Below are 20,165 nucleotides of genomic sequence, written 5' to 3'. Positions count from 1 at the left end.
GCTATTTATTCTGGACGGGACACAGGCAATAAAAAAGGCAGCCTAAGCTGCCTTTTCTAGAGATGTTCTAGCTTACCAGCCAGTAACTTCTTTTAGTGCATCGCCGATCTGAGCAAGTGAACGTACAGTCTTAACGCCTGCATCTTCAAGTGCTGCGAATTTCTCATCAGCAGTACCTTTACCACCAGAGATGATCGCACCAGCGTGACCCATACGCTTACCAGCAGGTGCAGTAACACCAGCAATGTAAGAAACAACAGGCTTAGTAACGTTTGCTTTGATGTAAGCAGCCGCTTCTTCTTCAGCAGTACCACCGATCTCACCGATCATTACAATCGCTTCAGTCTGTGGATCGTTCTGGAACATTTCCAGAATATCGATGAAGTTAGAACCAGGGATTGGGTCACCACCGATACCTACACAAGTAGACTGACCGAAACCAGCATCTGTAGTCTGCTTAACAGCTTCATAAGTCAGAGTACCAGAACGGGAAACAATACCTACTTTACCTGGTAGGTGAATGTGACCTGGCATAATACCAATCTTACATTCGCCTGGAGTGATAACACCTGGGCAGTTAGGGCCGATTAGGCGTACACCTAGCTCGTCACACTTAACTTTACACTCAAGCATATCCATAACTGGGATGTGCTCAGTGATACAAACGATTAGCTTAACGCCACCGTTTGCAGCTTCTAGGATAGAATCTTTACAGAATGGAGCTGGAACGTAGATAACAGATGCATCTGCGCCAGTCGCTTCTACAGCTTCAGCAACAGTGTTGAATACAGGTAGACCTAGGTGAGTTGTACCACCTTTACCTGGAGTTACACCGCCAACCATCTGCGTACCGTACGCGATAGCTTGTTCAGAGTGGAAGGTACCTTGACCACCAGTGAAACCTTGGCAGATTACTTTGGTGTCTTTATTAATCAAAACGGACATTATTTACCCTCCGCTGCGTTTACTGCTTGCTGAGCTGCATCAGTCAAGCTAGTAGCTGCGATGATGTCTAGACCAGATTCAGCAAGAAGCTTAGAACCTAGATCAGCATTGTTACCTTCCAGACGTACTACAACTGGTACGTTTACACCTACTTCTTTAACCGCGCCGATGATACCTTCGGCAATCAGGTCACAACGTACGATACCGCCGAAGATGTTAACCAATACAGTCTTAACTTTCTCGTCAGCTAGGATAAGCTTGAACGCCTCAGTAACACGTTCTTTAGTCGCGCCGCCACCAACGTCAAGGAAGTTAGCTGGGAAACCACCGTGTAGAGCAACGATGTCCATAGTACCCATTGCAAGACCAGCACCGTTAACCATGCAACCGATAGTACCGTCTAGAGCAACGTAGTTTAGATCCCACTCAGCAGCGTGTGCTTCACGCTCATCTTCCTGAGATGGATCGTGCATAGCTTGAAGATCTTTATGACGGTAAACAGCGTTGCCATCGATCGCTACTTTAGCGTCTAGGCAGTGCAAGTTACCTTCATCAGTAATAACTAGAGGGTTAATCTCTAGAAGAGCCAGATCTTTCTCTTGGAACATCTGAGCCAGACCCAAGAAGATTTTAACGAACTGCTTAATCTGATCGCCTTCTAGGCCCAGTTTGAATGCAAGATCGCGACCCTGGTAAGGCTGAGCACCCGTTAGCGGATCTACTTCAGCTTTAAGAATCTTTTCTGGAGTTTCTTCTGCAACTGTCTCGATTTCAACACCACCTTCAGTAGATGCCATGAAAACGATACGGCGAGTAGAACGGTCTACAACAGCACCAAGATATAGCTCGTTTGCAATATCTGTGCAGTCTTCAACCAAAATTTTAGAAACAGGCTGACCATTTTCGTCAGTCTGGAATGTAACTAGGTTTTTGCCCAGCCAGTTAGCTGCGAACTCTTGCGCTTCTGCAGGAGAGTCAACCAACTTAACACCGCCAGCCTTACCACGGCCGCCAGCGTGCACCTGAGTTTTAACAACCCACTTATCACCACCAATTTTTTCAGCAGCTTCAGCCGCTGCTTCTGGAGTATCTACTGCGTATCCTTTGGATACCGGCAGACCATATTCGGCAAACAGCTGTTTACCCTGGTACTCATGAAGATTCATGCTCTAACCCGTTGTGTTATCACTATATGATTTTTCTGTATCAGGGATCTAAATCCGCCCCTGTAACAGCCCTGTTGGTTCTAGCAACAAGTTTTATATACGGCTTACTCCTTGTAAGAGTAAGCCGGATCTCTCTGTGCTAATTACTTAGCGTTTTTTGCGATTCGCCATGTGAATCGCGTGACCATCCGCTGCTAACGCAGCTTCATGAATCGCTTCACTCACTGTTGGGTGAGCAAATACTGTCATCTGCAGATCTTCTGCAGTTGAACAGAATTCCATTGCAATTGCAGCTTGACCAATTAGCTCACCACCTAAACCGTGAACAATGTGTACACCAAGTACACGATCAGTCTCTTCGCAGGCAATTAGCTTAACGAAACCATCAGTATCGTTGTTAGCCATTGCACGGCCGTTTGCAGCAAATGGGAACTTACCTACTTTGTACTTAACGCCATCAGCTTTAAGCTCTTGCTCAGTTTTACCAACCCAAGCTAGCTCTGGGTGCGTGTAGATAATGCTAGGAATGACATCATAGTTCATCTGTGCATGATGACCTGCGATGATATCAGCAACCATGATGCCCTCTTCAGACGCCTTATGCGCAAGCATTGGGCCACGAACAGAGTCACCAATCGCATAAACACCAGGTACACCAGTCTGACATTTTTCATCAACGAAGATGAAACCGCGCTCATCTAGCGAAACACCAGAATCATCTGCAAGAAGACCTTGAGTCTGAGGCTTACGACCTACTGCAACAATCAACTTGTCAACAACGATCTCTTTATCGCCTTCAGCATCAGTGAAGCTTACTTTCACTTCTTTGCCGTCGATGATCTCAGTACCTGTACAACGTGCACCAAGCTTCACATCAAGGCCTTGCTTCTTAAGAAGCTTAGCAGCCTCTTTAGCAAGATCTTTATCTGCAGCAGCTAGGAAATCATCCATAGCTTCAAGCACAGTTACTTCAGTACCCAGACGCGCCCAGATGGAACCCATTTCTAGGCCAATAACACCAGCACCAATTACACCCAAACGCTTAGGCGTTTCGTCGATGTTAAGTGCGCCAGCATTATCAAGGATCAAACCTTCAGTTAACGGCGCAGGTGGAATCTCTACTGGTACAGAACCAGATGCAAGAATAACGTTCTCAGCATCGTAAGTAGTGGAAGTACCATCAGCTGCGATAACTTCAACTTTCTTACCGCCGTGAAGCTTACCCATACCTTGTAGCAAAGTTACGCCGTTTGCTTTAAACAGACCCGTGATACCACCAGTCAAGTTACCAACAATCTTGTCTTTACGCGCAACCATCGCTTTAACATCCATGGACACTTCGCCAGTTTGGATGCCATGTACATTTGCATGTTGAGCATTGTGGAATTGATGCGTTGATTCAAGTAGCGCCTTTGATGGAATACAACCTACATTCAAGCACGTTCCACCTAGCACAGCAGTACCTTTGTCATCAACCCACTTTTCAACACAGGCAGTTTTTAGACCAAGCTGAGCTGCACGAATCGCAGCAACATAACCACCAGGGCCTGCACCTACAACAATAACGTCAAATTTATCAGACATGTTTTATCCTATCTTCACTCTGTTCTTATGAGGACTAACCTTAAACCTCTAGCAGCATACGTGCAGGATCTTCTAGAAGGTCTTTAATTGTCACTAGGAATTGTACAGCTTCCTTACCATCAATCATACGGTGATCGTATGACAGAGCGAGGTACATCATTGGCAGGATCTCAACCTGGCCATTAACAGCCATTGGACGTTCCTGAATTTTATGCATACCTAGAATAGCAGTTTGTGGTGGGTTCAAGATCGGAGTAGACATCAATGAACCGAATACACCACCGTTAGTGATTGTGAATGTACCGCCTTGCATGTCGTCCATACCAAGCTTACCTTCACGACCACGCTTACCAAAGTCAGCAATAGTAGATTCAACATCTGCTAGGCTCATTACATCAGTGTCTCGTAGCACTGGTACCATCAAACCACGATCAGTAGAAACAGCTACACCGATATCCTGGTAGCCATGGTAAACCATGTCATTACCGTCGATAGATGCGTTAACTGCTGGGAACTTCTTCAGAGCTTCAGTTGCAGCTTTAACGAAGAAAGACATGAAACCAAGACGAGTACCGTTGTGAGTCTTCTCAAACAGATCTTTGTACTGTTTACGAAGCTCCATAACCGGTTTCATGTTTACTTCATTATAAGTCGTAAGCATTGCAGCATTTTGCTGTGCTTCAACTAGGCGTTTAGCAATTGTTGCACGTAGACGAGTCATCGGAACTCGCTTCTCTACACGCTCACCTGCTGGAACGTTAACTGGTGCAGCAGCTTGAGCTGGAGCAGCAGCCGCTGGAGCTGGTGCAGCAGCCGGTGCTTGTGCGCCGTTTTTGATGAAGTTCTGAACGTCTTCTTTAGTGATACCGCCATTTTTGCCAGTACCTGTAATTTGAGATGCATCCAAGCCGTTTTCTTCGATCAGCTTACGTGCAGCAGGGCCTACTTTTTCAGCATCGCCTGCAGGTGCCGCAGCTTCTTCGGCAGCTGGCGCAGCAGAACCTGCAGCACCCGCTTCAAACTTAGCGATCACTTCGTCACTCAGAACTGTGTCGCCTTCGCCTTTCAGTACTTCAGCAATAACACCGTCTTCTGGTGCTACAACTTCTAGTACTACTTTATCAGTTTCGATATCAACAATAAGCTCGTCTGCTGAGCATGCTTCACCTGGCTGTTTGTGCCAAGTTGCGATTGTGCCGTCTGCTACAGATTCTGGGAACGTCGGCGCTTTGATTTCGATGGACATGTTTTTTCCTTTATCGTTATCACCGTCAGGCGATTAGTAATTGTGGTTAATCGCCTGATCAACCGTTAAGTGCATCATTAACTAGTTTTTCCTGCTGCTCAGCGTGTACAGAAATGTACCCTACCGCTGGAGCTGCAGATGCTGGACGGGCTACCCCTTCCAAATGTAACTTGCTGTCATGTTTGTGTAGAACGTGACGCATATGGTGCTGCATTGAGTACCATGCGCCTTGGTTCATTGGTTCTTCTTGACACCAAACTACAGATTCCAAGTTTGTATACTCAGAGATTGCTTCTGCCAGTTGTGCTTCTGGGAAAGGATATAGCTGCTCAATACGAACAATAGCCACATCATCTTTTTCCAATTCTGCACGGCGGTTATATAGGTCGTAGTAAACCTTACCACCACACAGTACAAGGCGTTTTACCTTCTTAGGCTCCAACTGATCTACTTCGCCAATCACTGGCTGGAAAGAACCCTCTGCAAGCTCTTCAAGTGTAGATGTCGCTTGCTTGTGACGTAGCAAACTCTTAGGAGACATTACAACTAGAGGCTTACGAAGCGGACGTACAACCTGACGACGCAACAAGTGGAAAATCTGTGCTGGCGTAGTAGGCGTAACAACCTGAATGTTGTGCTCTGCACACAATTGTAGGTAACGCTCTAGACGTGCTGAAGAGTGCTCAGGGCCCTGACCTTCAAAGCCGTGAGGCAACAACATCGTCAGACCACATAGACGCTGCCATTTGTGCTCACCAGAGGTGATGAACTGGTCAATTACTACCTGCGCACCGTTGGCGAAATCACCGAACTGAGCTTCCCAAATAACTAGGGCATTTGGCATCGTAGTCGCATAACCGTACTCAAACGCAAGTACCGCTTCTTCCGATAGGAAAGAGTCATGCAATGTAAGACGAGGCTGCTCATCAGATAGGTTATCTAGAGGTAGATAAGTTTCAGCTGTCTTCTGATCATGTAGTACCGCGTGACGGTGAGAGAACGTACCACGTCCCACATCCTGACCCGTGATACGCACTGGATGGCCTTCAGCAAGGATAGTTGCATAGGCAAGAGACTCTGCCATACCCCAGTTCAATTCCATTGCACCGTGAGCCATACGCTTACGGTCATCAATGATTTTTTGAACTTGACGCTGTACAGAGAAACCTTCTGGGGTTTCACAAATCTTGTTACCTAACTCTTGCAGAAGCTTTAGATCAACCTTAGTTTCTGGGCAGTCAAAAGACCACTCATGACCTAGGTAAGGCTTCCAATCTACGAAAAGCTCTGAGTTTGGCTCATGTACAAGAGACTTAACAACATGCTCACCATTCTCTAGCAGCTTACGGTACTCTTTCTCCATCGCCTTGCTTTCTTCAAGTGTAACAACACCTTCAGAAATCAACTGTTGAGCGTAAAGTTCACGCGTAGTTTTCTGCTTTTTGATCTGCGCGTACATCAACGGCTGTGTACCAGATGGTTCATCAGCTTCGTTGTGGCCACGGCGTCGGTAACAGAACAAGTCAATTACAACGTCTTTCTTAAATTCGTTACGGTAATCAACAGCCAGCTGTGTAACAAAACGAACCGCTTCAGGGTCATCTCCGTTTACGTGGAAGATAGGAGCCTGAATCATTTTCGCAACATCGGTAGAGTACTCAGTAGAACGTGAGTCTTCTTGCTTAGACGTTGTAAAACCAACTTGGTTGTTAACTACAATATGGATTGTGCCGCCTGTTTTATATGCACGGGTCTGAGACATCTGAAATGTCTCCATTACAACACCCTGACCACAGAAAGCTTGGTCACCGTGAATATTTACAGGAACAACAGAATCACCAACAGCATCTTCACGACGATCCTGACGCGCACGTACAGAACCCTCTACTACCGGAGCAGCAATCTCAAGGTGAGATGGGTTAAATGCCATTGCAATATGAACTTCACCGCCTTCAGTTTCTACGTTAGATGAGAAACCTTGGTGGTATTTAACGTCACCGGATGTATCTACAACACGCTTCCCTTCAAATTCGTCAAACAAATCAGCTGGGTTTTTACCAAAGATATTAACAAGCGTATTTAGACGGCCACGGTGAGCCATGCCGATAACAACTTCTTTCGCACCCTGCTTACCAGCACGCTGAATTAGCGTGTTTAGGGATACGATCATTGACTCGCCACCTTCCAGACCGAAGCGCTTAGCACCGGCATAACGAGAGCCCAAGTATTTCTCAAGACCTTCAGCAGCTGTTAGGCGCTCAAGAATCATTTTCTTCTTGTTAACTTCAGCTTCTGGATGTGAGCGTACAGGCTCTAAACGGGACTGAATCCAACGTTTTTCTTGTGTATCAACGATGTGCATGTACTCTGCACCGACCGTTGTACAGTACGTCTTCTTCAGATCAGCAACGATATCACGCAGCGGAGCTTCTTCAGGACCGAAGAACAGAGAACCTAGCTGGAATACAGTATCGTAATCAGCTTCAGACAGCTCATGGAAACGTAGATCAAGATCCGGCACATCTTCACGTTGCATCAAACCTAATGGATCGATGTTTGCAACCTGATGACCACGTACACGGTAAGCGTTGATCATACGCAATACACGAACCTGCTTTTTCTCATGCTCGGAACTAACCGAACTTACAGCAGTTGGCGCAGCGCGTTTTTGGTTTTTAGATAGATAGAGAAAATGTTCTCTGATAGCAGAATGCGGCACATCCTGTGTCAGATTTTCGCCAACTTTAGGTAGTCGGTCGAATTCTTCTCGCCATTCCTGAGGAATCGCATTTGGATCCATCAGGTAAGTTTCGTACAGTTCTTCAACGTATGAAAGGTTGCCACCGTAAAGGTGAGCATTCTTCCACATGAGATCCATGATGCTTTCTTGCATTCTTGATCACCCTGGCTCTGGGAGCTTTCTGATTCTATCGGGATCTTCCGACAGACATCGCTCCTCTTTGAGTTACCTTCAATCCCCCGATCAAACAGCTTTAACTGTCTCGGGATTCTTATATTAAAGCTTTTGGAAGCAAGCTTTAATCATTCTTTATGCGAATATGGTAATTTTTTTACAAAAAATTGTTTTTTCTTTTTTAATACAAAAAAAGCGGTGCCAATGGCACCGCTTTTTAAGGTAGATCAGGTTGCTTGCGCTAGCAGCATGTTGCGAATCTTGCCGATCGCCTTAGTAGGATTCAATCCTTTAGGGCAAACGTTTACGCAGTTCATGATGCCGTGGCAACGGAAGACACTGAATGGGTCATCCAAATCTGCCAGACGCTCACGAGTCGCCGTATCACGACTGTCTGCTAAGAAGCGGTACGCTTGAAGCAGGCCAGAAGGACCGATGAACTTATCTGGGTTCCACCAGAAAGACGGGCAAGAAGTTGAGCAGCACGCACAAAGAATACACTCGTACAGACCATCCAACTCAGCACGATCTTCCGGAGACTGCAGACGCTCGATCGCAGGCGGCGGAGTATCGTTAATCAAGAACGGTTTGATCTTCTCGTAAGCTTTGTAGAACTGAGTCATATCTACAACAAGGTCACGGATAACCGGCAGACCTGGTAATGGACGCAGCACAAGCTTGTCATCTTTAACTACAGCAGATAACGGAGTGATACATGCAAGACCATTAAGGCCATTCATGTTCATACCGTCTGAACCACATACACCTTCACGGCAAGAACGACGATACGCCATAGACGGATCTTTGTCCTTAAGAAGCTGAAGCAGATCCAACACCATGATGTCCTTACCACCAGGGATATCAATATGGATATCCTGCATGTAAGGAGCATCGTCAGTTTCAGGATTGTAGCGATATACACTAACCAACATGATAGAAGCTCCTTAGTAAGTACGAACTTTAGGTGGGAAGGCATCTACGGTTTTAGGTGCGAAGTTTACAGCACGCTTACCGATAGTTTTGTCTTCAGGGAAGTAAACTGAGTGGCACAACCAGTTCTCATCATCACGCTCAGTAAAGTCATTACGAGCATGCGCACCACGAGACTCTTTACGAACCTCAGCTGCGATAGCAGTTGCTTCAGCAACTTCGAACAAGTTTTCAAGCTCAAGCGCTTCGATACGCGCAGTGTTGAATGCCTGACTCTTATCTTCAAGATGCAGGTTATTGATCTTCTCACGAATGCCTTTAAGCAATTCAAGACCTGTCTGCATGCTTTCGCCGTCACGAAATACACCGAAGTACAGCTGCATTGTGCTCTGTAGCTCTTTACGAACTTCAGAAACGCTTTCACCGCCAGTAGAGTTGTTTAGACGGTTTAGACGCGCCATTGCAGCTTCAATGTTAGCTTCAGTTGCATCTTTAACTTCGTAACCTTCACGCATCTGCTGTTCGATCTGCATACCAGCAGCACGACCAAATACAACAAGGTCAAGAAGTGAGTTACCACCTAGACGGTTAGCACCGTGTACAGATACACATGCAACCTCACCACAAGCATATAGACCGTCAACGATAGAATCGTTACCGTCTTTATCAGGTGCGATAGCCTGACCACCGATATTCGTTGCAATACCACCCATCTGGTAGTGACAAGTTGGAACAACTGGAATCGGCTTAACAACTGGATCAGTAGCAGCGAACGTCTTTGACAGCTCACAGATACCTGGTAGGCGTGAATGAAGAACCTCTTCACCCAAGTGATCCATCTTCAAGTAAACGTGATCGCCATCTTCACCACAACCACGACCTTCTAGGATCTCAAGGATCATAGAACGTGCCACAACGTCACGACCAGCTAGGTCTTTAGCGTTTGGCGCGTAACGCTCCATGAAGCGCTCGCCGTCTTTGTTGATTAGGTAACCACCTTCACCACGACAACCTTCAGTTACAAGTACACCTGCACCTGCAATACCGGTTGGGTGGAACTGCCACATCTCCATATCCTGCGCCGGAACACCTGCACGCAGAGACATACCCATACCGTCACCGGTATTGATGAGAGCGTTAGTAGTAGAAGAGTAAATACGGCCAGCACCACCTGTTGCAAGAACAGTCGCTTTAGCCTTGATGTATACAGTTTCACCTGTTTCGATGCAGATAGCGATACAGCCAACAACTGCGCCATCGTCATTCTTAACTAGGTCTACTGCGTACCATTCATTAAGGAAGGTAGTACCTGCTTTCATATTGCCCTGATATAGAGCATGAAGCAGTGCGTGACCAGTACGGTCTGCCGCAGCACATGTACGCGCAGCCTGACCACCTTCACCAAAATTCTTAGACTGACCACCGAAAGGACGCTGGTAGATACGGCCTGTTTCAGTACGGGAGAACGGAAGACCCATGTGGTCTAGTTCGAATACCGCCTGAGGACCTACAGAACACATGTATTCGATAGCGTCTTGGTCACCGATATAATCAGAACCTTTAACGGTATCGTACATGTGCCAACGCCAGTCGTCGTTTGGATCAGCACTTGCGATCGCACAAGTGATACCGCCTTGAGCGGATACTGTGTGAGATCGAGTTGGGAATACTTTTGTTACACAAGCAGTGTTTAGACCACTTTGTGCAAGCTGAAGTGCAGCACGCATGCCTGCACCACCGCCACCGACAACAATCGCGTCGAAAGTAAGCGTGCGTAGTTTAGACATCTTTTAAACACCCCACAAAATCTGAATGCCCCACACAACGTAGATAAACGTCAGGAGACCACATGCAGATTGAAACACGAAACGGATACCCGTTGGCTTAATATAGTCAGTAGAAACAGACCACATACCGATCCATACGTGTGCAGCAAAGGATAGTAGCGCTAGCATTGTAAAGATGCGCATCGCTGTTCCTTCGAACAAACCAACCCACATTTCGTAAGTTAGTTCTGCGCCAAATGCTAGATAACCAATCATAAAGATTGTGTATACAGCTAGGATTACCGCGCTTACACGCTGAATCATCCAGTCATACAGGCCACTACGGCCAAAGCTAGTAATACTAGTTACCATATCCATACTCCCGAAATGAGGATTGCTGCAACAGCTAGACCCAAGGTCACTTTCGCTGCCATTTGACCACTTTCAAGTTCTTCACAGTGGCCAAAATCCATTACCAGGTGTTTGATGCCCGCGAAGAAGTGGTATAGCAATGCTGATACACTTCCCCACGCTATAAGCTTCGCGAAGAAGCCATTCTCAAACATATCAACAGCTTCATTGAAGCCCGCTTCTGATTCCAGAGACAAACCCAAAGCATACATAGCAAACACAGCACCAAAAAATAGCGCCACGCCTGTCACACGATGCAGGATGGATGTAATCGCCGGTAGCGGCATTTTGATAGTTTGAAGATCTAAATTTACAGGTCTTTTCTTATTCACGGCTCTTGTTCACACTTTTTACGGCCCCTTTGCAGGGCTCGGTTGCTCGGAAGTGTTGAAGATAAGTACCTCGCTCCTCAAGCATATCCATAATATATGAACTAATATAATAGGACATAAACTAGGGATAAACTTCGGGGCGAGAGTATAAGCATTTCACTTTGACAATACAACGCAAACACAGCGCTGTTCGCCTTTTGTCTAGGACTTTACGGCATATCAAAAGTCGTACAACCAAATGACTATTCAGCCTTAGTACCAATCCTGCAAAAATTCAGTCGTTTTTGCTGCGTTGCGGTAACTAACCCATTTAGTCGGATTGACAAACTTTTTTCAGTCTCTATATTGTGTGGGTCCAATTTATCGGGCCAAGACTCTTAGATCTGACTAATAAGAAAGTCAAAACAGAACTAAAACATAATGATAGGAGCCTTTTAATGGCTGATAAGAAAGCACGTTTAACAGTCGACGGTCTGGATGAAGCTATTGAGCTGCCGGTGTATTCAGGCACTCTAGGTCCAGACGTAATTGATGTGCGCCCACTGACTGGCAAAGGCCTGTTCACGTACGATCCTGGTTTTGTTTCCACAGCTGCGTGTGACTCTAGCATCACTTTTATCGATGGCGGCAAAGGCGTGCTATTGCACGGCGGCTATGCTATCGACGAGCTAGCAGAAAAATCAGACTACATGGAAGTGTGCTACCTACTATTGAACGGCGAACTGCCAGATGCAGAGCAAAAGGCTAAATTCGTAGAAACAGTGAAGAACCACACAATGGTTCATGAGCAACTAAACCACTTCTATAACGGTTTCCGTCGTGACGCTCACCCAATGGCGATCATGTGCGGCGTGGTTGGCGCTCTTTCTTCGTTCTACCATGACTCTCTAGATATCGATAACGAACATCACCGTGAAGTTTGCGCATACCGCCTAATCGCGAAAATGCCAACTATCGCTGCGATGTGCTTCAAGTACTCAAACGGCCAGCCGTTTATGTACCCACGTAACGATCTGAGCTATGCAGGTAACTTCCTGCAGATGATGTTCGGTACACCATGCGAAGAGTATCAAGTTAACCCTGTACTTGAGAAAGCAATGGACCGCATCTTCGTACTACACGCGGACCACGAGCAGAACGCATCCACTTCTACAGTGCGTCTTGCAGGTTCTTCTGGCGCCAACCCATTCGCATGTATCGCTTCTGGTATCGCTGCACTTTGGGGCCCAGCTCACGGCGGTGCTAACGAAGCTGTACTTAACATGCTTGAAGAGATCGGCGATGAGTCACGCATTGATGAATTCGTTGCTAAAGCAAAAGATCCAAACGACCCATTCCGCCTAATGGGCTTCGGCCACCGCGTATACCGCAACTTCGACCCACGCGCACGCGTTATGAAGAAGTCTTGCGACGAAGTACTGGCTGAACTAGGCTTGGAAAACGATCCTCTACTTAAGATCGCGAAACGTCTTGAGACAATCGCTATCGAAGACGAGTATTTTGCTGCTCGAAAACTATACCCGAACGTAGACTTCTACTCCGGCATCATCCTGAAAGCAATTGGTATCCCAACCAACATGTTTACAGTGATCTTTGCATTGTCTCGTACAATCGGCTGGATCTCTCACTGGAACGAGTTCCACAGCAGCCCTAACAAAATTGGTCGTCCACGCCAGCTTTACACTGGCCCAACTCAGCGCTCATACCCTGAGAAATAAGACGAACCAACCACAAAAAAGCCGCTTTATGCGGCTTTTTTATTATCTCTATAATTCAATTTACCGAACCCCAAGCGACGCCAATCTAAACGTTTCCGCCAATTCATTCGCAACATTGATATCTCGCCTATAACGCAACGATGTATAAATCATTGGTAACTCAGGCAAACCAAGACGCTCTCCTATCAACTCAACCCCCGGCAGCACAGCACTCCTCGGCCTTACAGTAACACCCAAACCACACTTAACTGCCGCCATAAGCCCCTGATAGCTTGACGAGGTATAAACCAGACGCCATGAAATTCCTGACTGATCGAGAGATTCAATAGAAACCCGCCTAAACTGGCAAGCTTTGGAATATGACGCCATAGGTAACTCCCTTCCCAACGACCAAGAAAAGCCTTCAGGGCCAATCCACGCCAATGGCTCACCTCCTAAAACCTCCCCCTTCCCTGAGCCACTCAACGATAACGTGACTATAAGATCATAATCGCCCCGCTCGTACCCTAACTCCAATTCATCGCTATAACCGGTTTCCACAAACAACCTCACCGCAGGGTTCTTCCTAGAAAAACCAGCCAAAAGCTCTGGCAATACGGTTTCCGCAACACCCTGAGAGACACCCACCTTTATCTCCCCCAGCTCACCACTACTCGCCAAGCTCGCTATCGCATCGTCCTGCAACGCTAGCATCTTTCTTGCGTAACCGACCAACATCTCCCCTTCATGTGTCAACAACCGTTTACGGCCGTTAGGACGAAAAAGAACAGCACCCAACTCCAGCTCCAATTTTTTAATCTGCTGACTCACCGTGGATTGCGTCTTATGCAGGGATTCTGCTGCCCGAATAAAACCATCCCTTTCAACCACCGCAAGGAAAGTTCTCAATAATTCAGTACTTATATTGGGCTGCGCCATGCCTGCCTCTTTTTGATCGTATTTACTTATCAATATAAACGATATTAATCATTTTTAATAATACTTATGAGAGCGTAAGCTGGATTTAAACAGACAAGGAGAGCGTTATGCCTTACATATCAATACATGTATCCAGCGACTTAACCCAATTACAGATCAAAAACCTAGTCGAAGGTACAACAAATATCATGGCTAATATTCTTCATAAAAACGCAGAATTAACCGCCGTAAGTATTACAAAAATAGATAAAGAGCATTGGTTTATCGGCAATAAATTAGCTACCAATTCGGCATCTGCATACGTGAATGCCAAAATCAGCAAAGGCACTAATACTGAAAAAGAAAAGTCCGATGCACTTAGTGCATTTAACCAACTATTAGATAACGAAATTGGCCCTTTAACACCTACTAGCTATGTAGTCTTAGATGAAGTACCAACAACGGACTGGGGCTATGACGGCTTAAGTCAGCAAGCACGAATGCTAAAAAGAACAGAATCAGGCGTAATAGATATGCAGTACTACACAGAGAAAGGAAAAAAAGAACGTTCTGATTTTATTTTTTCTAAGCTACAAAAATTCAGACAAGCGATATTTAGCTAATCACACCAACAAAAAAGCCGGGCAATGCCCGGCTTTTTCAATAGATCTAAAGCAACAGATTAGTTATCGCTAGTAGATTCAATCTTATGGATAGATAGGTCAGCACCGTTATACTCTTCCTCTTGAGTCAAACGCAAGCCAGAAACAGCACGTACGCCACCATAAACAACAACGCCGCCGATCACAGCTACCGCAATACCCGCTAGCGAACCGATTAATTGTGACATAAGGCTAACACCACCTAGACCGCCAAGCGCTTCAGTACCGAAAATACCGCAAGCAATAGCACCCCACACACCACAAACACCATGTAGCGGCCATACACCCAACACATCATCGATCTTCCATTTGTTCTGCTGAATAGTGAACAAGAAGACAAAAATTGCACCGGCAACAGCACCTACAACCAAAGAACCCATAGGGTGCATTACGTCAGAACCAGCACATACTGCAACCAAACCAGCCAAAGGACCGTTATGGATAAAGCCAGGGTCATTTTTACCAAAAATCAGCGCAGTAATAATACCGCCAACCATCGCCATTAGCGTATTAACGGCCACTAGACCAGAGATACCATCCATAGTCTGAGCAGACATTACGTTAAAGCCGAACCAACCAATACATAGAATCCAAGCACCTAACGCCAAGAAAGGAATATTAGATGGTGGGAAAGCAACAAGACGACCACCTTTATAGCGACCATTTCGAATACCCAGCATGATCACAGCAACTAGCGCCAACCAGCCACCGACACCGTGCACTACAACAGAACCTGCAAAATCATGGAATGCAGCACCAAAATTAGCTTCTAACCAATCTTGGAAACCAAAGTTACCATTCCAGATAATGCCTTCGAAGAACGGATATACAAACGCCACAATAAGAGATGAGGCAATCAAGAACGGCCAGAACTTAGCACGCTCAGCGATACCACCCGATACGATCGCAGGAATTGCAGCAGCAAACGTCATTAAGAAGAAAAACTTAACTAGTTCATAACCATTATTTGCAGCTAATTCAGCAGCAGGAGAGAAGAATGTAACGCCGTAAGCAACCCAATAACCTACAAAGAAGTAAGCCATGGCAGAAAAACCAAAATCGGTCAGAATCTTAACTAACGCATTCACTTGGTTTTTGTGGCGAACAGTACCAACTTCAAGAAAAGCAAAGCCGGCATGCATGGCAAAGACCATGATCGCCCCCATCAAAATGAATAGAGTATTAGAACTCTGAATAAGCGTCTCAACTGCGCTGTTGACGTTTTCCACTAGGTGTCTCCCGTTTCTTTTTGTGCACCATATTAGAACCACAACCTAAAACTGCGCTTCATTTTGGTGCACTATTATAGTGCATATCATTCTGTGATATTGCTGCCACTATGCCAACTAGGCTTAAAAGCCCCGAAACATAGCGCCTTAAACTGCAATTCACCAAAATAGTGCTAGTAACAAATTTTTTATGCCTTAATAGTAAGCACTATATGTGCCAAATTTATTAAAGCGCACAATTTGCGAGCACAATCACTTATGACTGATACGGAAACAACAATGAATTTTTGAATTACGCTTAAAATCCGGATCTAGTGTAGATTGTGTAATCTCCTCGATCTCGAATTCGGACAACGCGTCGTAATCCAACTTAAAGCGACGGTAGTTATTGGAGAAGTACAACACCCCATCTGCACGTAAACAGCGCATAGCGCCTTCTATAAGGTCTACGTGGTCGCGCTGCACATCAAGCACTCCAGCCATCCGCTTGGAGTTAGAAAACGTTGGAGGATCCATAAAAATTAGATCGTATGCTGGCCCTCTTTGCATCCGCAACCACTTCAAGCAGTCCGCTTGAACTTGCTGATGCTCTTTTGTATCTAGGCCATTTAGATCTAAATTACGCTTAGCCCAGTTAAGATAGGTAGCCGACATATCAACACTGGTTGTAGATTTAGCACCACCTTTAGCAGCATGCACCGAAGCAGTGCCTGTGTAACAGAACAGGTTTAAGAAATCCTTACCAGCCGCTTCTTTCTGAATCTGATAACGAATTGCTCGGTGATCCAAAAACAAACCGGTATCAAGATAGTCGTGCAAGTTTACTAACAATCTGCAACCGTGTTCGTTAATCTCTTTAAAGCGGTGAGTTTCAGAGTGCTTTTCATACTGATTAACGCCCTGCTGTTTCTTACGCTGCTTTAAAATCACCTTTTCTGGAGATACCTCTAAGGTAACCGGTAATGCATTCATCACATCTTGTAGACGAGCAAATGTTTTTACTGGGTCAATTTTCTTAGGCGCGGCATATTCTTGGACATGCACTTCGTCTTTGTAGATATCTACCGCAACAGAATACTCTGGGATATCCGCATCGTAGAGACGGTAGCTCTCTATATTGTCGCGTTTAACCCACTTAGCCAGCTGTTTACGGTTTTTCTTTAGACGATTAGCAAACATCTGCGCCCCTTCACTCAAAGGAGCTGGCTCACCCTCCAGACCTACTTGCTTCTCCGCTCTCTGCTCAGACACAGGATAGATAAACAAACGACTTTCAAGCGCACCGTTAAACAGCTTATATTGCTTATCTGCGCGTAGACCTGTGACCTTACAAAGATCTGGGTTAGAGGTAAAAATCGAGGCCGTCCAACCAGCAAATTGCTCTTTAAGCTTATCGCCAAGGTGTCGATACAAGAACATCAACTGCTGAGTTTCACCCAGACGCTCACCATAAGGCGGGTTGGTAATCAGTAAACCTTTACCTTCAGGAAGCGTATTGCGATCCAGATCTTCTAGGCGGCACGTTGTAAATTCAATAAAGTCCGCCACACCTGCCCTTTCTGCATTCTGTCGAGCTGCACGTAAAACCTTACTATCTTGATCACTACCAATGAGGTTCGCTTCTAATGCCAGCAAACCTTTTACTTTACGTGCTTGAGCCTCCGCAACAAGACCTTCCCAAACATCGCGCTTGTGGCCTGTCCAGCGAGAGAATCCGAAACGCTTACGCTGTAAACCCGGCGCAATATCAGCCGCCATCAGCGCAGCCTCAATCAGCAATGTACCTGAACCGCACATTGGATCAAAAACCAAACCGGATTCAGAAGAACGCTCCGGCCAACCACTACGAATCAAAATAGCAGCAGCCAAGTTTTCCTTCATTGGTGCTTCGCCGGCTTTTAGACGATATGCACGTCGGTGCAAACTATCACCCGACATATCTAGAGCGATAGTGATTTTGCCTCGGTGCATACGCACATTAATACGAAGATCAGGAGCAACTTTGTCGATACTTGGGCGAGCACCAGTTTTATCTCGAATTTGATCGACAATGGCGTCCTTAACTTTTAACGCACCAAAGTGGGTATTGTTAATACCGCGAGTTTGACCGCTAAAATCAATTAATAGCGTACCTTCACTACGCATATGTTCAAGCCAGTCTATTTGCTGAACAGCCTTGTAAAGATCATCAGCTGTTTCTGCTTCACCTTCATAAAGCGGAAGTAGAAGCCTGTTTGCCAAACGCGACCATAAACAGATACGGTAAGCATCTTCCAGCTCGCCTTGGCATTGAACCCCTGCCACTGTTTGCTTGGTCTCAGTAACACCCAACCGCTGTAACTCCTCTTCAAGAAGCAACTCTAGGCCCTTAGGGCATGTCAGAAACAGTTTCATACGCATCTTTACTCAGCAAATATTTCACTTAATTAACAACAGACATGAAAAAAATTCACCCTGCTGTTCAAAAACTAACTTTTTGACTAACTTTATGAATGCAATCGTTTTTTTGCACCCACACACTAACTATTTTTATCAAGCATTAATATCATGATAGTCATATTCAATCGCACTATGATCTATTTTCCGATATTTATAGAAGTCTGGCTGCAAAACTTACAACCTGCAGGCAGATTTTAAGCGGATACCATGTCTCAAGGAACCGCTGCTCTCAAAAACTAAAACACGAAGAGAGGCTCAATCAATATGAAGAGACAAAAGCGTGATCGTACTAGCACACTTTTTAATCGAGGTTTTCAAGCAGGATTAAGCGGTAAGTCCCGGGATAACTGTCCCGTGAATACATCAGATCTCAGAAGCCATTGGATGAGCGGATGGCGCCAAGGACGCGAAGCTCACTGGAGCGGTATGGAAGGAGTATCAGCAATACAATCCGACCCAGCTCTACACTAAACAGAATTTTCAGGCTCCCCGAGGGGAGCCTTTTTATTACCTGCTCTTATTCTGAAAGCTGCTTAATTGCTTTCACAGAATCCGCAACCAATGAAGGTCCACGGTAGATAAACCCAGAATAAATTTGTACCAAACTTGCACCAGCTTCAATCTTTTCTGCCGCATCAAAACCTTCAGTGATTCCGCCTACACCAATAATTGGTAATGCACCATCGAGCTCTTGTGCCAGAGTACGAATCACTTTAGTTGATTTATTGCGTACTGGTGCGCCTGATAGGCCACCCGCTTCATCTGCAAACTCAAGCCCTTCAACACCATCACGAGATAGGGTTGTATTGGTCGCAATCACACCATCCATCTCGTAAGACTTTAAAGAAGCAGCAACCAGTGCAAGCTCTTCATCTGTCATATCTGGTGCAATTTTTACCGCAATAGGAACATAGCGATCATGGAACTTAGCCAATTTAGCTTGTTCGGATTTGAGAGCATCCAATAAGCTGTTTAACGACTCGCCGTATTGAAGAGTACGAAGGCCAGGTGTATTCGGTGAAGATACGTTAACAGTAATGTAAGACGCACGTCCGTAAACCTTACGAAGACAGTATAGGTAATCGTCATTCGCTTTTTCGTTTGGCGTATCTTTGTTTTTGCCGATGTTGATACCCAGAACACCTTTATAAACGCTCTTATCCAGATTAGAGAGCAGTTTATCAACACCACCGTTGTTAAAACCCATACGGTTGATGATCGCTTGCTGTTCTGGCAAACGGAAAATACGTGGTTTGGGATTACCATCTTGTGGACGTGGAGTAACTGTACCTACTTCAACAAAACCGAAGCCCATGGCAGCCATACCATCCACTGCAATGCCATTCTTATCTAGACCTGCTGCTAAACCTACACGGTTTGGAAAATCAATTCCCATCACCTGAACAGGATCAGATAGTACTTCAGCGCCCAGAAGCTTATTTACTCCCAAAGAAGACGCCAGATTCATCGAATGAAGCGCTACGTTGTGAGAAAGTTCGGGATCAAGCTGAAACATCAAAGATCGAGTCAGTGAATACAACATAATCAGGTCCTAGTAAAAATTTTGGCCCGATTATAGGCGAGGCGAGGATGGAATAACAGCATTGAGCACTAAGAGTGACAATGTTAACTCCCAAAAGTTATAAAGAATCACCAAACTGGTGCATTTATTACACTAACTCAGTTTCTCTATCCCCTGATATTTACCTTGATCGTCAAACAGAATTTTAAACCGACCATTAATTCCATCACGTAGTAGAAATGGTTTTAAAATTCTAGCAGGGAACTGTACGCTACGACCATCAAGGGATCGGGTATAAACAGTTTCCGCGACCCCTTGATACAACATTAAAAACTTTTCAGAACTAATCCGAATATCAACCAAAATTGCTTTCATACAATACTATCTAGAGGAATGAACCTCAT

The 20,165-nt window shown here is 45.5% G+C and carries 17 protein-coding genes; 3 read left to right on the top strand and 14 right to left on the bottom strand.

What is annotated here, in order from left to right; genetic code table 11:
• Positions 1–72: 72 nt before the first annotated feature.
• The 9 genes from sucD to sdhC all read right to left on the bottom strand — a co-directional run bounded on the left by sucD (position 73) and on the right by sdhC (position 11,294).
• A complete protein-coding gene (gene sucD / locus ACMXYW_RS06325; RefSeq protein ID WP_415884193.1) occupies positions 73–945 on the bottom strand; it encodes a succinate--CoA ligase subunit alpha in 873 nt (290 codons plus the stop codon).
• Positions 945–2,111, bottom strand: coding sequence for an ADP-forming succinate--CoA ligase subunit beta (gene sucC, locus ACMXYW_RS06320; protein ID WP_415884192.1), 1,167 nt, complete (start codon positions 2,109–2,111; stop codon positions 945–947). Before sucC ends, sucD begins: the two co-directional genes overlap by 1 nt.
• A gap of 147 nt (positions 2,112–2,258) precedes the next feature.
• The gene (gene lpdA, locus ACMXYW_RS06315) at positions 2,259–3,695 is read right to left on the bottom strand and encodes a dihydrolipoyl dehydrogenase (protein ID WP_415898557.1); all 1,437 of its coding nucleotides are present in this window, start codon (positions 3,693–3,695) and stop codon (positions 2,259–2,261) included.
• Positions 3,696–3,735: 40 nt separating this feature from the next.
• Positions 3,736–4,941, bottom strand: a complete 1,206-nt coding sequence (odhB, locus tag ACMXYW_RS06310; RefSeq protein WP_415905616.1) for a 2-oxoglutarate dehydrogenase complex dihydrolipoyllysine-residue succinyltransferase — start codon at positions 4,939–4,941, stop codon at positions 3,736–3,738.
• A 58-nt stretch (positions 4,942–4,999) separates the two neighbouring features.
• A complete protein-coding gene (locus tag ACMXYW_RS06305) occupies positions 5,000–7,834 on the bottom strand; it encodes a 2-oxoglutarate dehydrogenase E1 component (protein WP_415898559.1) in 2,835 nt (944 codons plus the stop codon).
• A 248-nt stretch (positions 7,835–8,082) separates the two neighbouring features.
• The gene (locus tag ACMXYW_RS06300; protein WP_415884187.1) at positions 8,083–8,787 is read right to left on the bottom strand and encodes a succinate dehydrogenase iron-sulfur subunit; all 705 of its coding nucleotides are present in this window, start codon (positions 8,785–8,787) and stop codon (positions 8,083–8,085) included.
• A gap of 12 nt (positions 8,788–8,799) precedes the next feature.
• Complete coding sequence (gene sdhA, locus ACMXYW_RS06295) at positions 8,800–10,572, bottom strand: succinate dehydrogenase flavoprotein subunit (RefSeq protein ID WP_415898560.1); 1,773 nt, start codon at positions 10,570–10,572, stop codon at positions 8,800–8,802.
• A gap of 3 nt (positions 10,573–10,575) precedes the next feature.
• Positions 10,576–10,923 carry a succinate dehydrogenase, hydrophobic membrane anchor protein gene (gene sdhD / locus ACMXYW_RS06290; protein WP_415887749.1) on the bottom strand — a complete coding sequence of 116 codons (348 nt, stop codon included), beginning with the start codon at positions 10,921–10,923 and terminating at the stop codon, positions 10,576–10,578.
• Positions 10,917–11,294: a succinate dehydrogenase, cytochrome b556 subunit gene (gene sdhC, locus ACMXYW_RS06285; protein ID WP_415884183.1), complete on the bottom strand. Its 378-nt coding sequence runs from the start codon at positions 11,292–11,294 to the stop codon at positions 10,917–10,919. The genes sdhD and sdhC overlap by 7 nt, the downstream gene beginning before the upstream one ends.
• A gap of 437 nt (positions 11,295–11,731) precedes the next feature.
• Here sdhC and gltA point away from each other — a divergent pair, with 437 nt between their 5' ends.
• Positions 11,732–13,012 carry a citrate synthase gene (gene gltA / locus ACMXYW_RS06280; protein WP_415898562.1) on the top strand — a complete coding sequence of 427 codons (1,281 nt, stop codon included), beginning with the start codon at positions 11,732–11,734 and terminating at the stop codon, positions 13,010–13,012.
• Positions 13,013–13,072: 60 nt separating this feature from the next.
• Here the strand turns inward: gltA and ACMXYW_RS06275 are convergent, their stop codons facing one another.
• On the bottom strand, positions 13,073–13,930 hold the full coding sequence (locus ACMXYW_RS06275) for a LysR substrate-binding domain-containing protein (protein WP_415905615.1): 858 nt from the start codon (positions 13,928–13,930) through the stop codon (positions 13,073–13,075).
• A gap of 107 nt (positions 13,931–14,037) precedes the next feature.
• Between ACMXYW_RS06275 and ACMXYW_RS06270 the strand changes: the two genes are divergently transcribed.
• A complete protein-coding gene (locus tag ACMXYW_RS06270; protein ID WP_415905614.1) occupies positions 14,038–14,532 on the top strand; it encodes a tautomerase family protein in 495 nt (164 codons plus the stop codon).
• 59 nt (positions 14,533–14,591) lie between these two features.
• Here ACMXYW_RS06270 and ACMXYW_RS06265 read toward each other — a convergent pair whose 3' ends face one another.
• Positions 14,592–15,800, bottom strand: a complete 1,209-nt coding sequence (locus tag ACMXYW_RS06265; protein ID WP_415898565.1) for an ammonium transporter — start codon at positions 15,798–15,800, stop codon at positions 14,592–14,594.
• A gap of 252 nt (positions 15,801–16,052) precedes the next feature.
• A complete protein-coding gene (gene rlmKL, locus ACMXYW_RS06260) occupies positions 16,053–18,194 on the bottom strand; it encodes a bifunctional 23S rRNA (guanine(2069)-N(7))-methyltransferase RlmK/23S rRNA (guanine(2445)-N(2))-methyltransferase RlmL (protein WP_415905613.1) in 2,142 nt (713 codons plus the stop codon).
• A 309-nt stretch (positions 18,195–18,503) separates the two neighbouring features.
• On the opposite strand from rlmKL, the gene rmf reads away from it, so the two are divergent.
• A complete protein-coding gene (rmf, locus tag ACMXYW_RS06255) occupies positions 18,504–18,710 on the top strand; it encodes a ribosome modulation factor (protein ID WP_415884177.1) in 207 nt (68 codons plus the stop codon).
• A gap of 46 nt (positions 18,711–18,756) precedes the next feature.
• Here the strand turns inward: rmf and ACMXYW_RS06250 are convergent, their stop codons facing one another.
• Both ACMXYW_RS06250 and ACMXYW_RS06245 read right to left on the bottom strand, forming a co-directional pair.
• The gene (locus ACMXYW_RS06250; protein ID WP_415884176.1) at positions 18,757–19,782 is read right to left on the bottom strand and encodes a quinone-dependent dihydroorotate dehydrogenase; all 1,026 of its coding nucleotides are present in this window, start codon (positions 19,780–19,782) and stop codon (positions 18,757–18,759) included.
• Positions 19,783–19,914: 132 nt separating this feature from the next.
• On the bottom strand, positions 19,915–20,136 hold the full coding sequence (locus ACMXYW_RS06245) for a DUF2835 domain-containing protein (RefSeq protein ID WP_415884175.1): 222 nt from the start codon (positions 20,134–20,136) through the stop codon (positions 19,915–19,917).
• Positions 20,137–20,165 lie beyond the last annotated feature (29 nt).

This window comes from Neptuniibacter sp. QD48_55 (assembly GCF_047778115.1).
Classification (GTDB): domain Bacteria; phylum Pseudomonadota; class Gammaproteobacteria; order Pseudomonadales; family Balneatricaceae; genus Neptuniibacter.
The sequence above is the reverse complement of the archived record's forward strand: the minus strand, read 5'-3'. Positions and strand labels throughout refer to the sequence as shown.